The sequence below is a fragment of the Pseudomonas sp. PA-1-3F genome, assembly GCF_021609665.1.
Lineage (GTDB): Bacteria > Pseudomonadota > Gammaproteobacteria > Pseudomonadales > Pseudomonadaceae > Aquipseudomonas > Aquipseudomonas paracarnis.
This window is the reverse complement of sequence record NZ_WJZD01000042.1, coordinates 1-17,737: the sequence shown is the minus strand read 5'-3', so window position 1 is coordinate 17,737 and position 17,737 is coordinate 1. Positions and strand designations below refer to the sequence as shown.

The window sequence follows — 17,737 nt, the reverse complement described above, 5'->3', positions numbered from 1 at the left end:
GGGTTCAATCGCCGATAAACATAACTCATTACAAGTTCAATATAGAGTTCAATTTCGGCCCAGGGAAGCAATAAACGATGCCAATGTCCGCCGTTCTCGAAAACACTGCAAAAACAAAAACGCAAAAACAGTGGCTCGCCGGGCTGGTGACCAGCGTGATGTTCCTTATCGTGTGCCTGAGTTGGGGCACTACGTGGCTGGGCATCAAGATTGCCGTCGAGAGCGTGCCGCCGCTGACATCTGCCGGCCTGCGCTTTCTCATCGCGTTTCCGCTGTTCCTGTGTTTTGCCATGGTGCGCCGTGAGCCGATCCTGTTTCCCCGGGAAAGCCGCTGGTTCTTCGTATTCGTGACCCTGTCCTACTTCAGCGTTCCCTACTATTTGCTCAATTACGGCGAAATGCATGTGTCGTCGGGCCTCACGGCCCTGCTGTTCAGCTGCATGCCGGTGTTCATCCTGATCTTCTCGGCGCTGTTCCTGCGCGAGCGCATCTATTTCTCCCAGGTGGTCGGCATCGGCATTGGTTTCGGCAGCCTTTACATGATCATCAAGAGCCAGGGCCTGCACCTGGACCACGCCGAGTTCTTCGGGGTACTGGCCATTCTGAGCGCCGCGATCATGCACGCCTTGTGCTATGTCATTACCAAACAAAAAGGCAGCGCCATCAGCGTCATCACCTACAACACCCTGCCCATCGGCATTGCCGGGCTGATGCTGTTCCTGGCCGGCCTGTGGTTTGAAACACCGACGTTCGACGACATCACCCTGCGTTCCTGGAGCGCGCTGTTCTACCTGGGGCTAGTGGCCTCGGTGGGTGGGTTCATTGTGTATTTCATGCTGCTCAAGCGCCTGAGCCCGATCATCCTGTCGTTCGTCTTCATCATCTTCCCGGTGTTCGCGGTCATCATCGGAGCCTGGTACGAAGGCGTGGAAATTTCCCGCGACCTGATGCTGTACTCGGCGATCCTGCTGGCCGGCTTTGCGATTACCAAGTTGCCGATCGAAAAACTCATGGCCAAGAAAAAGTGACCCTCAACCAACGCGAGAGAAACATGGACGTCCTCCGCCCCACCGCCCTGGAACAGATCTACGCCCACGCCAGCCGCAGCTACCCCGAGGAGTGCTGTGGTTTCGTCTTCGCCGACGGCAGCGTGTACCTGGGCAGCAATATCCAGAATGAGCTGCACCGCAAGAACCCCGAGATGTACCCACGCAGCGCGGCCAATGGCTACACCTTTTCGGTGGCCGACACCTTGCTGATGAACAAGGCGTTTCGCAGTGACAACCCGGTGGTGGTGATCTACCACTCACACCCGGACGTCGGCGCCTATTTCAGTGACGAAGACCAGGACAAGGCACTGTTTCTGGGCGAGCCGATCTTCCCCGTCAGCTATTTGGTGGTGGATGTCCGCCAGGGCCAGGCCCTGGGCTCCAAGCTGTTTGCCTGGGATGGCAAGCATTTCTCCCTTCAACCTTTCAACGACCTGCACACGGAGTTGTCCATGAACGCTGTCTCTTTCCCCGACATTCTGGTTCGCGTGGCCAAGCTGCCGGAATCGACCCTTGAGGGCGCCGGATCGACATTGCGCGAAGTCATTGAAAATCTCTGCACCCATCACCCCCAATTGCGTCAGCACCTGTTCCATGAAAAGAACAACCAGCTCAAGGAACACTTCCTGTTTACCGCCGAGGAGGCGCTGATCGAAGCCGATGAAGCCCTGCCGCCGAAATCCCGGATCGAAGTGTTGCTCGCCACCTCAGGCGGCATGGACATCGATACCCTGAGCAACGAAGAAGTGCAGCGCTACGTGCGCCACATCACCCTGCCGGGCGTGGGCCGCGAAGGCCAATTGAACCTGAAGAAAGCCAAGGTGCTGGTCATTGGTACCGGCGGGCTGGGCTCGCCCATCAGCCTGTACCTGGCCGCGGCCGGCATCGGCACCCTGGGGCTGGTGGACTTTGATGTGGTGGAAAGCAGCAACCTACAACGCCAGATTGTGCATGGCAACAGCACCCTGGGCATGCCCAAGGTCGAGTCCGCCAAGCAGCGCCTGCTGGACCTCAATCCGCATATCCAGATCAACGCGTACAACACCGCGCTCAACAGCGACAACGCCCTGGAACTGGTGGGCGCCTATGACCTGGTGATCGACGGAACCGACAATTTCGACACCCGCTACCTGGTCAACGACGCCTGTGTGCAGTTGGGCAAACCTTTGGTGTACGGCGCTATCTACCGTTTCGACGGGCAGATCAGCGTGCTCAACTATAAAGGTGGGCCGTGCTATCGCTGCCTGTTCCCCAAGGCCCCACCCGCAGAGTTGGCACCCAATTGCAGCGCGGGCGGTGTGATCGGCGTGTTGCCGGGCGTGGTCGGTATGATCCAGGCCACCGAGGCGATCAAATTGCTGATCGGTATTGGCGAACCCTTGTCCGGCCGCTTGATGCGCTTCGACGCGCTGGCGATGAAGTTCAGCGAAATCCGCTTCAAGCGCCGCGCTGATTGCCCCTGCTGCTCGGACCTGCGCCATAGCGAAACCGTCGCGCCGGCCACCTGCGCCGATGCCGTACCGAGCCTGCCCTCCCTGGCCGCGGAACGCTACATCAAGCCCCAGGTGCTCAAGCAAGTGCTCGAACACCCCAGCAGCGCCGATGTATTGCTCGACGTGCGGGACGCCAGCGAACTGGAAGTGTGCAAATTACCGGGCGTGGTGCATATACCGTTGGCAGAACTGGATGGGCAACTCGCCAGCCTGAGCCGCGACAACACCCACTACCTGATCTGCTACGCAGGCGCCCGTGCCGAGCAAGCCGCCAGCACCCTGTTGGCGGCCGGCTTTGCCAACACCAAAGTCCTCCAGGGTGGCATGAAAAATTGGGTTCGCGACGTCGAACCTGACATGCCGTTGTACTGAAAGTGGGGACGTGCTGATGCTGCATAACTCCATTCTCGACGTTATCGGCCAAACGCCGATCGTGCGTCTGGCCCAGTTTTCCGAAGACCTCGGCATCGAGGTCTACGCCAAGCTGGAGTCCCTCAACCCCGGCGGCAGCCACAAGGCGCGCATCGCCCTGGGCATGATCCTGGATGCCGAGCGCCGCGGCGTGCTGATCCGTGATTCCGGGCAGACCATCATCGAACCCAGTGGCGGCAACACCGGCATTGGCCTGGCGATGGCCGGCAATGTGCTGGGCTACAAAGTAGTGCTGGTGATCCCTGACAACTACAGCCCGGAAAAACAGAAACTGCTGCGTCTGTATGGCGCCAGGGTAGTGCTGTCCGACAGTCGCCTGGGCAATAACTCCCACGGCGAAAAGTGCATGGAGCTGCAGTTGGAGAACCCCAACTATGTGATGCTCAACCAGCAACGCAATGGCGCCAACCCCCAAACCCACCGCGACACCACCGCCCCGGAAATCCTTCGCGCCTTCGGTGAACAGCGCGTGGACTACTTCGTCAGCGGCATTGGCACCGGTGGACACATCACCGGTATCGGCGAAACCCTCAAGGCCGCCTGGCCGGCGCTGCGGGTGATGGGTGTAGAACCGGAAGAGTGCGACCTGCTCAAAGACCAACACGCAGCGCACGGGATCCAGGGCCTGTCGATTGGCCTGATCCCCAGCATCCTCAACCTGGACGTGATCGACGGCATGCTCAAGGTGTCGCACGCCGATTGCCTGGACATGATCAAACGCATCATGCGCACCGATGCCATCAGCCTCGGGCTGTCTTCGGCCGCCAACATGGTTGCCATCGCCCAACTCGCCCCCGAACTGCCGCCTGAAACGGTGGTGTTGACCATGGTCTACGACAATGCCGACAGCTACCTGCCCAGTTTCGAATAACGGGGCTTCCAACCATTCAATGTACGGGGGTGTCTCCATGGGGGGCTTTATCGACATGCAACAGCTGCACGATGAGTTGCTCACCCACCTCATCACCACCCTGACGCCCAGACAGATGAAGCAGCTGGAGCCGCACCTGGCACCGTTGATCCAGACCGCCGCCCAGGCGGTGGCCGAGGACCTGATTGCCTATGCCTATCGCGACCCCGCGTCCCGTGGGCGCGGTGAGTTGATCCTGGAATCCTACGCCTCGTTCAAGGCCGTGCTGTTCTACCGCCTTGCGCACCTGGTGTGGCATTTCCAGGCCGCTGACCACGGCGATTTTTCGCGCATGGCCCTCAAACTGAGTAACCAGGGCAAGATTCTCTCCGGCGCCGAGATTCACCCGGCAGCGCGCATCGGCCGGCGCTTTGTGCTGGACCATGGCTACGGCACGGTCATCGGCGAGACCTGCGTGATCGGCAACGACTGCTACATCCTCTGCGGCGTGACCCTGGGTGCGCGCGGTATTGCCAACAACCCGGACGGCAAACGCCACCCGCGCCTGGGCAACAACGTCGAAGTCGGCGCCGGCGCCCGGGTGCTGGGCTATGTTTCGATCGGCGATAACGTGTTTATCAGCCCCTCCTGCGTGATTACCCAGGACGTGCCGGCAGGCACCAAGGTCAAGGTGGTCAACCAGATCCAACTGCAGAAAAACGATGAATCGGACCACAGCAACTACCTCGGCGCCTTTGCCCTGGATGAGCGCTTGCACGTGGTGGGCGAAGTGAGTGCCGGCCACAAGGTCACCGTGCTGGACGCCGACTTTCATCCGCTGCAAGGGCTGATGCTCGAACCCACGGTGAAAGAGCGGCACCACCTGCAGTTTCGCCTGCGTCGCCTCGACAACGACGAGCAACTGCCACGCCTGCCGCTGAACCTGAAGGTGTGCGGGCCGGAATTTGAAATCACCCTGCTCTCTCCCCCTGGCTTGAGCGCACTGGTGCGCCACCTCTTGCAAGCCACCCCATTGATCGTCGGAGGTTGAACATGTCCGTACATACCATGGAAACCCTGGCGCTGTTTGACAGCGCGCCCTACCAGAACGCCTTCAGCGCCCGGGTGATTGCCGTCAGCGAACAAGGTATCGCCCTGGAGCACACCCTGTTCTACCCCACCGGCGGCGGGCAACCGGGCGATACCGGCCACTTCACCCTGGCCGATGGCACACGGGTCGAGGTGACAGGCACCGTGCGCGACCCGGTGTTGCGCTCGATCATCTGGCATCAGGTAGACCATTGCCCCGAACAGTTGGCCGCTGGCGTCCAGGTCGACGCCGGGCTGGATTGGGAGCGGCGCTACCAGCACATGAAGATGCACACTTGCCTGCACTTGCTGTGCTCCCTCATCGACGCGCCCGTGACCGGTTGCAGCATCAGTGCGGATAAAGGCCGACTGGATTTCGACCTGCCGGAGATGACCCTGGACAAAGACGGCCTCACCCGTGACCTCAACGCCCTGATCCAGCAGGCCCACGCGGTGAAAACGCTGTCGATGCCTGCCACCGAGTACGCGACCCTGCTGCAGATCACCCGCACTCAGGCGGTTGCGCCGCCGGTGGTCTCCGGTTCGGTACGGGTGATTGAAATCCCCGGCATCGATATCCAGCCCTGCGGCGGTACCCATGTGCTCAATACCGAGGAAATCGGCCGGGTGTTCTGCGAGAAGATCGAGAAAAAGAGCAAGCACAACCGCCGGGTGATACTGCGGTTTGGACACGCTTGAGCCTGCGTCATTGCCTCTGTAGGAGCGAGCTTGCTCGCGAAAAACCCATAGGCGCCGCGCTTACTCAGGAAGCACGCGGCATCGTTGACGTTTTTCGCGAGCAAGCTCGCTCCTACAGTGACTGTGCTGTTTTTCAGATAGTGAGCAGGTCCATGAAACGGTTGACTGGAGTAGCCTCAAGCCGTGCCTGATCCTTGCACAACGCAAAGATTTCGGCGCTGCGTTGCGCGGTGAACCGCGTGGCCAGGTTGGCCTTGAACTTGTCTTCCAGCAGTGGAATGCCGTCCACCCGACGGCGGCGATGGCCAATCGGGTACTCCACCACCACCTGCTCGGTGCAGGTGCCATCCGTGAAAAACACCTGCACCGCGTTGGCAATCGAGCGCTTGTCGGCCTCCAGGTATTCGCGGCTGTAGCGCGGATCTTCGATGACGACCATCTTGTCGCGCAGCTCATCGATGATAGGGTGGGCCGCGTGGAAATCATCTTCATACTGCTCGGCCACCAGATTGCCGAACGCCAAGGGCACGGCGGTCATGTATTGCAGGCAGTGGTCGCGATCGGCGGCATTCGCCAATGGGCCGACCTTGGAAATAATGCGAATCGCCGACTCATGGGTAGTGATCACGATACGGTCGATTTCATGCAAACGATGCTTGACCTGCGGATGCAGGGCGACTGCCGCTTCACAGGCGGTTTGCGCGTGAAACTCGGCCGGAAAGCTGATCTTGAACAGCACGTTTTCCATCACATAGGTGCCGTAGGCTTGGGGCAGGCTGAAAGCTCGCTTGTCCTCGGGCTTGAGCGCCAGGTCCTTGTTGGTGTGGCTGAACAGCACGTCATAGAAGCCCCACTGCGGCGCACTCAACACGCCGGGGATGCCCATTTCGCCACGCAGGGCGATGTCTGCCAGGCGCACGCCGCGGCTCGACGCATCGCCCGCCGCCCAGGATTTGCGCGAGCCGGCATTCGGTGCATGACGATAGGTGCGTAGCGCCTGACCATCGACAAAAGCGTGGGACAACGCCGATAGCAACTGCTCGCGGTTGGCGCCCATCAGCTTGGCGGTGACCGCCGTGGTAGCGACTTTCACCAGCAACACATGGTCGAGGCCTACCCTGTTGAAGGAATTCTCCAAGGCAATCACGCCTTGGATTTCGTGAGCCATGATCATCGCTTCCAGCACTGCACGCACGGTCAGCGGCGCGTCGCCATTGGCCAGGCGCTTTTGCGACAGGTGATCGGCCACGGCGAGGATGCCGCCAAGATTGTCTGAAGGGTGGCCCCATTCGGCGGCAAGCCAGGTGTCGTTGTAGTCGAGCCAGCGCACGATGCAACCGATATCCCAGGCGGCCTTGACCGGGTCCAGGCGAAACGAAGTGCCCGGCACCCGTGCACCGAACGGCACCACGGTACCCTCGACCATCGGCCCCAGGTGCTTGGTGCACTCGGGGAAGCGCAGGGCCAGCAGGCCACAGCCGAGGGTGTCCATCAGGCAGTTGCGGGCGGTGTCCAGGGCGTCCTGGGAGTCGATTCGGTAGTTGAGGACGTAGTCGGCGATGCCCTGCAAAACCGGGTCGTAGTCGGGGCGGTTGTTCTGGTCGACGTTGGCGCTCATGGCAGTTCTCCTAAAAGGTGGGGTTGTTCCTCAAGGTCAAGGTTGATTTGATCGTTCCCACGCTCCGCGTGGGAATGCATCCCGTGACGCTCTGCGTCACAGCAGGACGCAGAGCGTCCCAGGCAGCGTTCCCAAGCGGAGCGTGGGAACGATCAAGCTAAAAGGCGTCGCCGGGGATGCGCACGTAGCCTTCCATCAACACCCGCGCACTGCGGCTCATAATGGCTTTCTTTACCACCCATTCACCGTCCACCTGGCTGGCCTCGGCCCCCACACGCAAGGTGCCGGACGGGTGCCCGAAGCGCACGGCATTGCGCTCTACGCCGCCCGCCGCCAGGTTGACCAAGGTGCCGGAAATCGCCGCGGCGGTGCCAATCGCCACCGCCGCAGTGCCCATCATCGCGTGGTGCAGTTTGCCCATCGACAAGGCGCGCACCAGCAGGTCCACATCGCCGGCCTTGATCGCCTTGCCGCTGGAGGCCACGTAATCGGCTGGCTTGGCGACGAACGCAACCTTGGGCGTGTGCTGGCGCTGGGCGGCTTCGTCCAGGTGTTGGATCAGGCCCATGCGCAACGCGCCATACGCCCGCACGGTCTCGAACATCGCCAGGGCCTTGGGGTCGCTGTTGATCGCGCCTTGCAGCTCGGTACCGGTGTAGCCCAGGTCTTGTGCATTGATGAAAATCGTCGGAATACCGGCGTTGATCAACGTGGCCTTGAAGGTACCGACGCCGGGTACCTCCAGGTCGTCGACGAGGTTGCCGGTCGGAAACATCGAACCACCACCGCCCTCTTCTTCCGCCGCCGGGTCCATGAATTCCAACTGCACTTCGGCGGCCGGGAAGGTCACGCCGTCCAGTTCAAAGTCGCCGGTTTCCTGCACCGCGCCGTCAGTGATCGGCACGTGGGCGATGATGGTCTTGCCGATATTGGCCTGCCACACCCGCACCACGGCCACGCCGTTATGGGGTACGCGGGCCGCATCGACCAGGCCGGCACTGATGGCGAACGAACCCACCGCTGCCGACAGGTTGCCGCAGTTGCCGCTCCAATCGACAAATGGCTTGTCGATGGAGACCTGGCCAAACAGGTAATCCACGTCGTGATCGGCGCGGCTGCTTTTGGCCAGGATCACGGTCTTGCTGGTGCTCGAGGTGGCCCCACCCATGCCGTCGATCTGCTTGTCATAGGGGTCGGGGCTGCCGATCACCCGCAGCAACAAGGCGTCGCGTGCAGGGCCCGGCACCTGCGCCGCTGCGGGCAGGTCCTTAAGGCTGAAGAACACGCCCTTGCTGGTGCCGCCACGCATGTAGGTGGCGGGGATCTTGATTTGCGCTACGTGTGCCATGGTTATCCTCTTCAGGCGGTCGCCTTTGATTCCAGGAAGTCCTGGGCGAAACGTTGCAACACGCCACCGGCCTCGTAGATCGACACTTCTTCGGCGGTGTCCAGGCGGCAGGTCACTGGCACCTCGACACGTTCGCCATTCTTGCGGTTGATCACCAGGGTCAGTTGCGCACGCGGGGTGCGCTCGCCGACCACGTCATAGGTTTCACTGCCGTCGATTTGCAGGGTGTGGCGGTCAGTGCCTGGCAGGAACTCCAGGGGCAACACGCCCATACCCACCAGATTGGTGCGGTGGATGCGCTCGAAGCCTTCGGCGGCAATGGCTTCCACACCGGCCAGGCGTACGCCCTTGGCCGCCCAGTCACGGGACGAGCCCTGGCCATAGTCGGCGCCCGCGATGATGATCAGCGGCTGTTTGCGCTCCATGTAGGTTTCAATCGCTTCCCACATCCGCGTGACCTTGCCTTCCGGCTCGATACGCGCAAGAGAGCCCTGCTTGACCTTGCCGTTTTCCTGCACCATTTCGTTGAACAGTTTCGGGTTGGCGAAGGTGGCGCGCTGCGCCGTCAAATGGTCACCCCTGTGGGTTGCGTAGGAGTTGAAGTCGACTTCCGGCAAGCCCATTTTCGCCAGGTATTCACCGGCGGCGCTGTCCGGCATGATCGCGTTGGACGGCGACAAGTGGTCAGTGGTGATGTTATCCGGCAGCACCGCCAATGGGCGCATGCCCTTGAGCGGCCGTGCGCCGGCCAGCGCGCCTTCCCAGTACGGCGGGCGGCGGATATAGGTGCTTTGTGGTCGCCAGTCGTACAGCGGCGTGACCTTGGGCCCGGTGTCTTCGTGGATGGCGAACATCGGGATATACACCGCACGGAATTGCTCGGGTTTCACCGAAGCCTTGACCACCGCGTCGATCTCTTCATCGCTCGGCCAGATGTCTTGCAGGCGGATTTCCTTGCCGTCGGCGTCCAGGCCGAGCACGTCCTTTTCGATGTCGAAACGGATGGTACCGGCAATCGCATAGGCCACCACCAGCGGCGGCGACGCCAGGAACGCTTGCTTGGCGTAAGGGTGAATGCGCCCGTCAAAGTTGCGGTTACCCGACAACACTGCGGTGGCGTACAGGTCGCGGTCGATGATCTCTTGCTGGATCACCGGGTCGAGCGCGCCGGACATGCCGTTGCAGGTGGTGCAGGCAAAGGCCACTACGCCAAAGCCGAGTTTTTCCAGTTCATGGCCCAGTCCGGCTTCTTCCAGGTACATGGCCACGGTTTTCGAGCCCGGCGCCAAGGACGACTTGACCCACGGCTTGCGGGTCAGCCCAAGCTTGTTGGCGTTGCGTGCCAACAGGCCGGCGGCGATCACGTTGCGCGGGTTGCTGGTGTTGGTGCAACTGGTGATGGCGGCGATGATCACTGCGCCGTCGGGCATTTGCCCCGGCACGTCATCCCATTGGCCGGCAATGCCTTTTGACGCCAGGTCGCGGGTGGCCAGGCGGGCATGAGGGTTGCTCGGGCCGGCCATGTTGCGCACGACGCTGGAGAGGTCGAAGCTCAGGCTGCGCTCGTACTGCGCGCCTTTCAGGTCGTCTGCCCACAGGCCAGTGTGGCGTGCATATTGCTCGACCAGGGCGACTTGTTCGTCTTCGCGACCGGTGAGTTTGAGGTAGGCAATGGTTTGCGCGTCGATGTAGAACATCGCGGCGGTGGCGCCGTACTCCGGGGCCATGTTGGAGATGGTGGCACGGTCACCCAAAGTGAGTGCCGACGCCCCTTCGCCGAAGAACTCCAGCCAGGCGCCGACCACCTTTTGCTGGCGCAGGAATTCGGTGAGCGCCAGCACCATATCGGTGGCGGTGATGCCCGGTTGCAGCTTGCCGGTCAATTCCACGCCCACGCTTTCCGGCAGGCGCATCCACGACGCGCGGCCGAGCATCACGCTCTCGGCTTCCAGGCCACCGACGCCGATGGCGATCACACCCAGGGCGTCTACGTGAGGCGTATGGCTGTCGGTGCCGACACAGGTATCCGGGAAGGCCACACCGTCACGCACTTGAATCACCGGGGACATTTTCTCCAGATTGATCTGGTGCATGATGCCGTTGCCCGGCGGGATCACATCAACGTTCTTGAAGGCCTTTTTGGTCCACTCGATGAAGTGGAAACGGTCTTCGTTGCGACGGTCTTCAATGGCGCGGTTTTTTTCGAAGGCTTGCGGGTCAAAACCACCGGCCTCGACGGCCAGGGAGTGGTCGACGATCAGTTGGGTGGGCACCACCGGGTTGACCTGCGCCGGGTCGCCGCCTTGCTGGGCGATGGCATCGCGCAGGCCGGCGAGGTCGACCAGTGCGGTCTGGCCGAGGATGTCATGGCACACCACGCGGGCCGGGAACCACGGGAAGTCGAGGTCGCGCTTGCGCTCGATCAGTTGGCTCAGGGACGCGTCGAGAGTGGCCGGGTCGCAACGGCGCACCAGGTTCTCGGCGAGCACGCGCGAGGTGTAGGGCAGCGTGGCGTAGGCGCCGGGGGTGATTGCCTCGACAGCCGCACGGGCGTCGAAGAAATCCAGGCGGCTGCCGGGGAGCGATTTGCGAAATTCAGTGTTCATCGTCAGGACTCGGTCACGGTAATTGCAAAAGGTGAACTGTCGACACTGGCTTTGTTTCCTGTGGGAGCTGGCTTGCCTGCGATGGCATCACCTCGGTGTACCTGTCACACCACAGTGATGCCATCGCAGGCAAGCCAGCTCCCACAAAAAAGCACATGAGCCAGCGGGCACAGCCCATCCCATTCAGCGACGTTCGATTGGCACGAACTTGCGCTGCTCAACGCCGGTGTACTCGGCGCTTGGACGGATGATGCGGTTGTTGGCGCGCTGCTCGAACACATGCGCAGCCCAGCCGGTCAGGCGCGAGCATACGAAGATCGGCGTGAACAACTTGGTCGGGATGCCCATGAAGTGGTACGCCGAGGCATGGTAGAAATCGGCGTTGGGAAACAGCTTCTTCTGTTCCCACATGGTCTTGTCGATGGCTTCGGAGACCGGGAACAACACGGTGTCGCCCACTTCGTCAGCGAGTTTTTTCGACCAGCCCTTGATCACCTCATTGCGCGGATCGCTGTCTTTATAGATCGCGTGGCCAAAGCCCATGATCTTGTCTTTGCGCGCCAACATGCCAAGGGTGCCTTCAACTGCTTCCTGGGCCGAGGAGAAACGCTCGATCATTTCCATCGCCGCTTCGTTGGCACCGCCATGCAGCGGGCCGCGCAGGGAGCCGATGGCAGCGGTGACGCAGGAATACAGGTCGGACAATGTCGATGCACACACCCGTGCGGTGAAGGTCGAAGCGTTGAATTCGTGTTCGGCGTAGAGGATCAGTGACACGTTCATCACTTTGACGTGCAACTCGCTCGGCTTCTTGCCATGCAGCAGGTGCAGGAAGTGGCCACCGATGCTCGGCTCGTCGGTCACGCAATCGATGCGCTGGCCGTCGTGGCTGAAGCGATACCAGTAGCACATGATCGCCGGGAACGCGGCGAGCAGGCGGTCGGTGACATCGCGCTGCACGCTGAAGTCTTTCTCCGGCTCGATATTGCCCAGGAACGAGCACCCGGTGCGCATCACGTCCATCGGGTGGGCGTCGGCGGGGATGCGTTCGAGCACTTCTTTCAGGGCCTGGGGCAAGTCACGCAGTTTGCTCAGCTTGTTGCTGTACGCGGCCAGTTCTGCCTGGGTTGGCAATTCACCGTACAGCAGCAGGTAGGCGACTTCTTCAAACTGGGCGTCAGCGGCCAGTTCGCGTACGTCGTAGCCACGGTAGGTCAGGCCGGCGCCGGCCTGGCCCACGGTGGACAGTGCAGTCTGCCCGGCGACCTGGCCACGCAGACCAGCACCACTCAATACTTTTGCTTCAGCCATGGTTCTTCTCCAATTTTGTAATTATTCAGGGAGCCGTCCAGCTCACACCCTGTAGGAGCGAGCTTGCTCGCGAAAAACGCAAGGGCATCGCGTTTCTCCAGGTTTCTCGCGTTATCGTTGGCGATCTTCGCGAGCAAGCTCGCTCCTACAGTGCAATTACTTTTTCGCGGCGAACAGCGCGTCGAGCTTCTGCTCGAAGGTGTGGTAGTCGATGCGATCGTAAAGCTCCATGCGCGTTTGCATGGTGTCGATCACGTTCTGCTGGGTACCGTCGCGACGAATCGCGGTGTAGACATTCTCGGCGGCCTTGTTCATGGCACGGAAGGCCGAGAGCGGGTACAGCACAATGGAAACATCCGCAGATTTCAACTGTTCGGTGGTGTACAGCGGTGTGGCGCCGAACTCGGTGATGTTCGCCAGGATCGGCGCCTTCACGCGGGAGGCGAACAGCTTGTACATTTCCAGTTCAGTGATGGCTTCCGGGAACACCATGTCGGCACCGGCCTCGATGCACGCGGCTGCACGCTCCAGGGCGGACTCCAGGCCCTCGACTGCCAGGGCGTCGGTACGCGCCATGATCACGAAGCTGTCATCGGTGCGCGCATCCACGGCGGCCTTGATGCGGTCGACCATTTCCTGCTGGGACACGATTTCTTTGTTGGGGCGATGACCGCAGCGCTTGGCGCCCACCTGGTCTTCGATATGGATGGCGGCGGCGCCGAACTTGATCATCGACTTGACGGTACGCGCCACGTTGAACGCCGAGGAGCCGAAACCGGTGTCCACGTCCACCAGCAGAGGCAGGTCGCACACGTCGGTAATGCGGCGCACGTCGGTGAGCACGTCATCCAGGCCGGTGATACCCAGGTCCGGCACGCCGAGGGAGCCGGCGGCTACACCGCCACCTGACAGATAAATCGCCTTGAAGCCGGCGCGCTTGGCCAACAGCGCATGGTTGGCGTTGATGGCGCCCACCACTTGCAAGGGCTGTTCACTGGCGACGGCGTCACGGAAACGCTGGCCGGGAGTGCTGTTGTTTTTGGAACTCATGACTCACCTCGTGATGAAGGCGCACCGTCCGGGAAGTGACGGGCAATGTTGCGTTTGGAGGCGCCGATATGCCGGCGCATCAACAGTTCGGCCAGTTCACCGTCGCGATCGGCAATCGCGTCCAGAATGCGGTGATGCTCGGCAAAGGCCTGGCGTGGACGATTGGGGGTGGCGGAGAACTGGATGCGGTACATGCGCACCAGTTGATACAGCTCGCCGCAGAGCATTTGGGTGAGGGTGCGGTTACCGGCACCTTGAATGATGCGGTAGTGAAAATCGAAGTCGCCTTCCTGCTGGTAATAGCCGACACCGGCCTGGAACGCCGCATCCCGTTCGTGGGTGTGCAACACCTGGCGCAGCTCCTCGATCTCTGCGTCAGTCATGCGCTCGGCGGCCAGGCGACAGGCCATGCCTTCCAGGGACTCGCGAATCTCATACAGTTCGACCAGCTCGGCATGACTCAAAGACACCACGCGTGCGCCGACATGAGGCACCCGCACCAGCAGGCGCTGGCCTTCCAGGCGATGGATCGCTTCGCGCAGCGGGCCGCGACTGATGCCGTAGGTGCGCGCCAGCTCCGGCTCGGAAATCTTGCTGCCGGGGGCGATTTCGCCTTTGACGATGGCGGCCTGGATACGCCGGAAGACGTTCTCCGACATGGTCTGGGAATCGTCTGGTGCCACCGATGGTTTTTCCAGTTGCTCCAGCATATTGTCGACACCTTTAAAATCAATGCCGCAAAAACTAGCCAATAAGCCTCTCACAGTCAAAGAATAAATACACATTGTCGACAATCGTCTAATAACCCCCTCATTCGCTTGCCAAGGCATGGCCGCCTGCCAGCGCTGGCGCCAAAAAAGCATCATGTTAGAATGCCCGCCGCTTTTGCCTGACATCAAATGATGAAAGGGCGCACCCGAGATTGCGCAGCAATGCCAGTCCCCATGAAATGAACAGTGCACTGCCCTGCCTCAGGATTTATGAGACTCAAGCCTTACCTACTAGTGATGTGCCTGCTGTGCATACCGAGCCTTGGCGCTGGCGCCGAGAAGACCGTGTACGGCCTGAATGAATACGCCAAGCTTGCGGGTATCGACCTGGAAGTGGCGGCCAAACTCGACACCGGCGCCAAGACCGCCTCGTTGAGTGCCCGCGATATCAAGCGCTTCAAGCGCAATGGCGAATCCTGGGTACGCTTCTACCTGGCCATCGACACCGCCCATTCCCACCCCATCGAACTGCCCCTGGCGCGTGTCAGCAAGATCAAGCGCCGCGCCGGCGACTACGACCCCGATGAGGACAAGAACTACACCGCCCGCCCAGTGATTGCGCTGGATATCTGCATGGGCAGTGCTTTACGCAGCATCGAAGTGAACTTGACTGACCGCAGCGCATTCCAATACCCGCTGCTGATTGGCTCCGAAGCCTTGAAACGCTTTGATGCGCTGGTCGACCCCAGTCTTAAATATGCAGCAGGCAAACCCGCCTGCGCCGCCGACGCTTAATACCGCCGAGTAAACCGAATGCGCTCTCTGACCCTGCACCTGAAAATCCTGATCACCTTGCTGGTGGTGCTGGGCATTTCGGTCACCGCTTATCAGATCTTCGTGCTGGGAATTCCCGTCACCGAAGATGCCACCGACGACTTGTGGAACATCGACGCCAAGGTCGAGTTCGTCGCCAACCCGAAAGACCCGGTCAAGATCCAGATGTTCGTGCCGCCCTTGAGCCGCGACTTCGTCAGCCTCAATGAGAGCTTTATCTCGAACAACTACGGGGTGAGCGTCAACCGCATCGACGGCAACCGCAAGGTCACCTGGTCGGCGCGTCGGGCCAAGGGCAACCAGACCCTCTATTACCGCCTGGTGCTGACCAAGCGCTACAGCGGCGAAAAGGTCAAGATCAAAGGCCCGACCTTCCGCGACAGCATCGCCGTTGAAGGCCCCGAGAAGATCGCCGCCGAAGCCTTGCTGGCCCCGATCCGCCAGCACTCGGCCGACGTCGAGACCTTTATCAGTGAAGCCATCAAGCGCACCAACAACCTCAACGACGACAATGTGAAGTTGCTGCTGGCCGGCGACCCCTCGACGCCGCACAAAGCCAAGATCGTCGAGCTGCTGCTGTCCATTGCCCACGTGCCGGTAGAGAAAGTCCACACCATCCGCCTGGTGGCCGACCAGCCGCAAACCCCGGAACTATGGCTGCGCAGTTTCAACGGCAACGACTGGCTGTACTTCAACCCGGAGACTGGTGAACAGGGCCTGCCCGCCGACCGCCTGCTGTGGTGGACCGGCGATGAAAACCTGATCACCGTCGATGGCGGCAAGAAAGCCATGGTGACCTTCAGCCTGAACAACAGCGAGATGAACGCCATCCGCCTGGCCAAGCTGACGGACGAAAACACCGACGCCAACTTCCTCGAATACTCGCTGTATGGCCTGCCGCTGCAAACCCAGCAGACCTTCATGATCATGGTGATGATCCCGATAGGCGTGCTGGTGATCTTGATCCTGCGCAACCTCATCGGCCTGCAGACCCTGGGCACCTTCACCCCCGTACTGATCGCCCTGGCATTCCGCGAGACCCAGTTGGGCTTCGGGATTGTGCTGTTCACGATCATCACGGCACTGGGCCTGTCGCTCCGGTCGTACCTTGAACACCTTAAACTGCAGATGCTGCCGAGGCTGTCGGTGGTGCTGACCTTCGTGGTGGTGCTGATTGCCGCCATCAGCCTGTTCAGCCACAAGCTGGGGCTGGAACGCGGTTTGTCGGTGGCGCTGTTCCCGATGGTGATCCTGACCATGACCATCGAACGCCTGTCGATCACCTGGGAGGAGCGTGGCGCCAACCACGCGCTGAAAGTGGCGATTGGCACGCTGTTCGCTGCGTCCCTGGCGCACCTGATCATGAGCGTGCCGGAGCTGGTTTACTTCGTGTTCACCTTCCCGGCGATCCTGCTGATTCTGGTGGGCTTCATGCTGGCCATGGGTCGCTACCGCGGCTATCGCCTCACCGAGCTGGTGCGTTTCAAGGCGTTCCTGAAGGCTGATTCTTGATGTTCGGCTTCTGGAAGACCTGGAAGGCCCTGGAAGCGCGGGGAATCATGGGCATTAACCGGCGTAATGCCGACTACGTGCTCAAGTACAACAAGCGCAGCCTGTACCCCATCGTGGATGACAAGATCATCACCAAGGAACGGGCCCTGGCGGCCGGCATCCATGTACCGGAAATGTACGGGGTGATCTCCACCGAGAAGGAAATCGACAAGCTCGACGAGATCATCGGCGGGCGCAGCGACTTCGTGATCAAGCCCGCCCAGGGCGCCGGCGGTGACGGCATCCTGGTGGTGGCCGACCGGTTTGAAGGGCGCTATCGCACGGTGTCCGGCAAAATCATCAGCCATGAGGAGATCGAGCACCAGATTTCCAGCATCCTCACCGGCCTGTATTCCCTCGGCGGCCACCGCGACCGCGCGTTGATCGAGTACCGCGTGGTGCCCGACCAGATCTTCAAAAGCATCAGCTATGAAGGCGTACCGGACATCCGCATCATCGTGCTGATGGGCTACCCGGTGATGGCGATGCTGCGCTTGCCCACCCGCCAGTCCGGCGGCAAGGCCAACCTGCACCAGGGCGCGATCGGCGTGGGTGTAGACCTGGCCACCGGCCTGACCCTGCGCGGCACCTGGCTGAACAACATCATCACCAAGCACCCCGACACCACCAACGCGGTGGATGGCGTGCAACTGCCCAACTGGGACGGTTTCATGAAGCTCGCCGCCGGCTGCTATGAGCTGTGCGGGCTGGGTTATATCGGCGTGGACATGGTGCTGGACCAGGAAAAAGGCCCATTGATCCTTGAGCTGAACGCTCGGCCTGGGCTGAACATCCAGATTGCCAACGATTGCGGCCTGACTTTGCGCACCCATGCGGTGGAGGCACGGCTTGAAGAGCTCAAGGCAGCCGGGGTGACAGAAACCCCCGAGGAACGGGTGAAGTTCGTGCAGGAGATGTTCGGGCATATTCCGCCGGTTGAAGGCTAAGCAGCGCATCGCAGGCAAGCCCGGGCTCGATAGGTGGGAGCTGGTTTGCCTGCGATAGCTTTCTGACAAGCCACTTGCCCCTCAGGCTATACCCTCTATCGAGCTATCACCGACATCCCCTCTAGGAGCAAGTCCTACAGAGGACTACAA

At 61.1% G+C, this 17,737-nt stretch carries 14 protein-coding genes; 8 read left to right on the top strand and 6 right to left on the bottom strand.

The window, feature by feature from the left end; genetic code table 11:
* Positions 1-83 precede the first annotated feature (83 nt).
* The 5 genes from GIV26_RS23820 to GIV26_RS23800 are packed head-to-tail and all read left to right on the top strand — an operon-like array spanning position 84 to position 5,612.
* On the top strand, positions 84-1,028 hold the full coding sequence (locus GIV26_RS23820) for a DMT family transporter (RefSeq protein WP_034128416.1): 945 nt from the start codon (positions 84-86) through the stop codon (positions 1,026-1,028).
* A 23-nt stretch (positions 1,029-1,051) separates the two neighbouring features.
* Positions 1,052-2,914 carry a molybdopterin-synthase adenylyltransferase MoeB gene (moeB, locus tag GIV26_RS23815; protein WP_236282437.1) on the top strand — a complete coding sequence of 621 codons (1,863 nt, stop codon included), beginning with the start codon at positions 1,052-1,054 and terminating at the stop codon, positions 2,912-2,914.
* 16 nt (positions 2,915-2,930) lie between these two features.
* Positions 2,931-3,845: a PLP-dependent cysteine synthase family protein gene (locus GIV26_RS23810; protein ID WP_034128415.1), complete on the top strand. Its 915-nt coding sequence runs from the start codon at positions 2,931-2,933 to the stop codon at positions 3,843-3,845.
* 37 nt (positions 3,846-3,882) lie between these two features.
* Positions 3,883-4,875: a serine O-acetyltransferase gene (locus tag GIV26_RS23805; RefSeq protein ID WP_034128354.1), complete on the top strand. Its 993-nt coding sequence runs from the start codon at positions 3,883-3,885 to the stop codon at positions 4,873-4,875.
* Between the two features lie 2 nt (positions 4,876-4,877).
* A complete protein-coding gene (locus tag GIV26_RS23800; protein WP_236282435.1) occupies positions 4,878-5,612 on the top strand; it encodes an alanyl-tRNA editing protein in 735 nt (244 codons plus the stop codon).
* 133 nt (positions 5,613-5,745) lie between these two features.
* On the opposite strand, the gene prpD is transcribed toward GIV26_RS23800, so the two are convergent.
* From prpD to GIV26_RS23765, 6 genes are all read right to left on the bottom strand, one after another.
* Positions 5,746-7,230, bottom strand: a complete 1,485-nt coding sequence (gene prpD / locus GIV26_RS23795) for a 2-methylcitrate dehydratase (protein WP_089041905.1) — start codon at positions 7,228-7,230, stop codon at positions 5,746-5,748.
* Between the two features lie 157 nt (positions 7,231-7,387).
* A complete protein-coding gene (prpF, locus tag GIV26_RS23790) occupies positions 7,388-8,578 on the bottom strand; it encodes a 2-methylaconitate cis-trans isomerase PrpF (protein WP_202692289.1) in 1,191 nt (396 codons plus the stop codon).
* 11 nt (positions 8,579-8,589) lie between these two features.
* Complete coding sequence (acnD, locus tag GIV26_RS23785) at positions 8,590-11,184, bottom strand: Fe/S-dependent 2-methylisocitrate dehydratase AcnD (RefSeq protein WP_236282433.1); 2,595 nt, start codon at positions 11,182-11,184, stop codon at positions 8,590-8,592.
* Between the two features lie 183 nt (positions 11,185-11,367).
* Positions 11,368-12,495: a bifunctional 2-methylcitrate synthase/citrate synthase gene (gene prpC, locus GIV26_RS23780; protein WP_014719499.1), complete on the bottom strand. Its 1,128-nt coding sequence runs from the start codon at positions 12,493-12,495 to the stop codon at positions 11,368-11,370.
* 156 nt (positions 12,496-12,651) lie between these two features.
* Complete coding sequence (gene prpB / locus GIV26_RS23770; RefSeq protein ID WP_034128348.1) at positions 12,652-13,545, bottom strand: methylisocitrate lyase; 894 nt, start codon at positions 13,543-13,545, stop codon at positions 12,652-12,654.
* Positions 13,542-14,255, bottom strand: coding sequence for a GntR family transcriptional regulator (locus tag GIV26_RS23765; RefSeq protein WP_014719500.1), 714 nt, complete (start codon positions 14,253-14,255; stop codon positions 13,542-13,544). The genes prpB and GIV26_RS23765 overlap by 4 nt, the downstream gene beginning before the upstream one ends.
* 270 nt (positions 14,256-14,525) lie before the next feature.
* Between GIV26_RS23765 and rloA the strand changes: the two genes are divergently transcribed.
* From rloA to GIV26_RS23750, 3 genes are read left to right on the top strand one after another with little or no spacing between them, the layout of a single operon-like run.
* Complete coding sequence (gene rloA, locus GIV26_RS23760) at positions 14,526-15,050, top strand: retropepsin-like aspartic peptidase RloA (RefSeq protein ID WP_014719501.1); 525 nt, start codon at positions 14,526-14,528, stop codon at positions 15,048-15,050.
* 18 nt (positions 15,051-15,068) lie between these two features.
* Positions 15,069-16,601: an osmotic stress tolerance membrane protein RloB gene (gene rloB / locus GIV26_RS23755; protein WP_003193324.1), complete on the top strand. Its 1,533-nt coding sequence runs from the start codon at positions 15,069-15,071 to the stop codon at positions 16,599-16,601.
* Positions 16,601-17,587 carry an alpha-L-glutamate ligase-like protein gene (locus tag GIV26_RS23750; protein WP_003193326.1) on the top strand — a complete coding sequence of 329 codons (987 nt, stop codon included), beginning with the start codon at positions 16,601-16,603 and terminating at the stop codon, positions 17,585-17,587. The genes rloB and GIV26_RS23750 overlap by 1 nt, the downstream gene beginning before the upstream one ends.
* Positions 17,588-17,737: the final 150 nt, after the last annotated feature.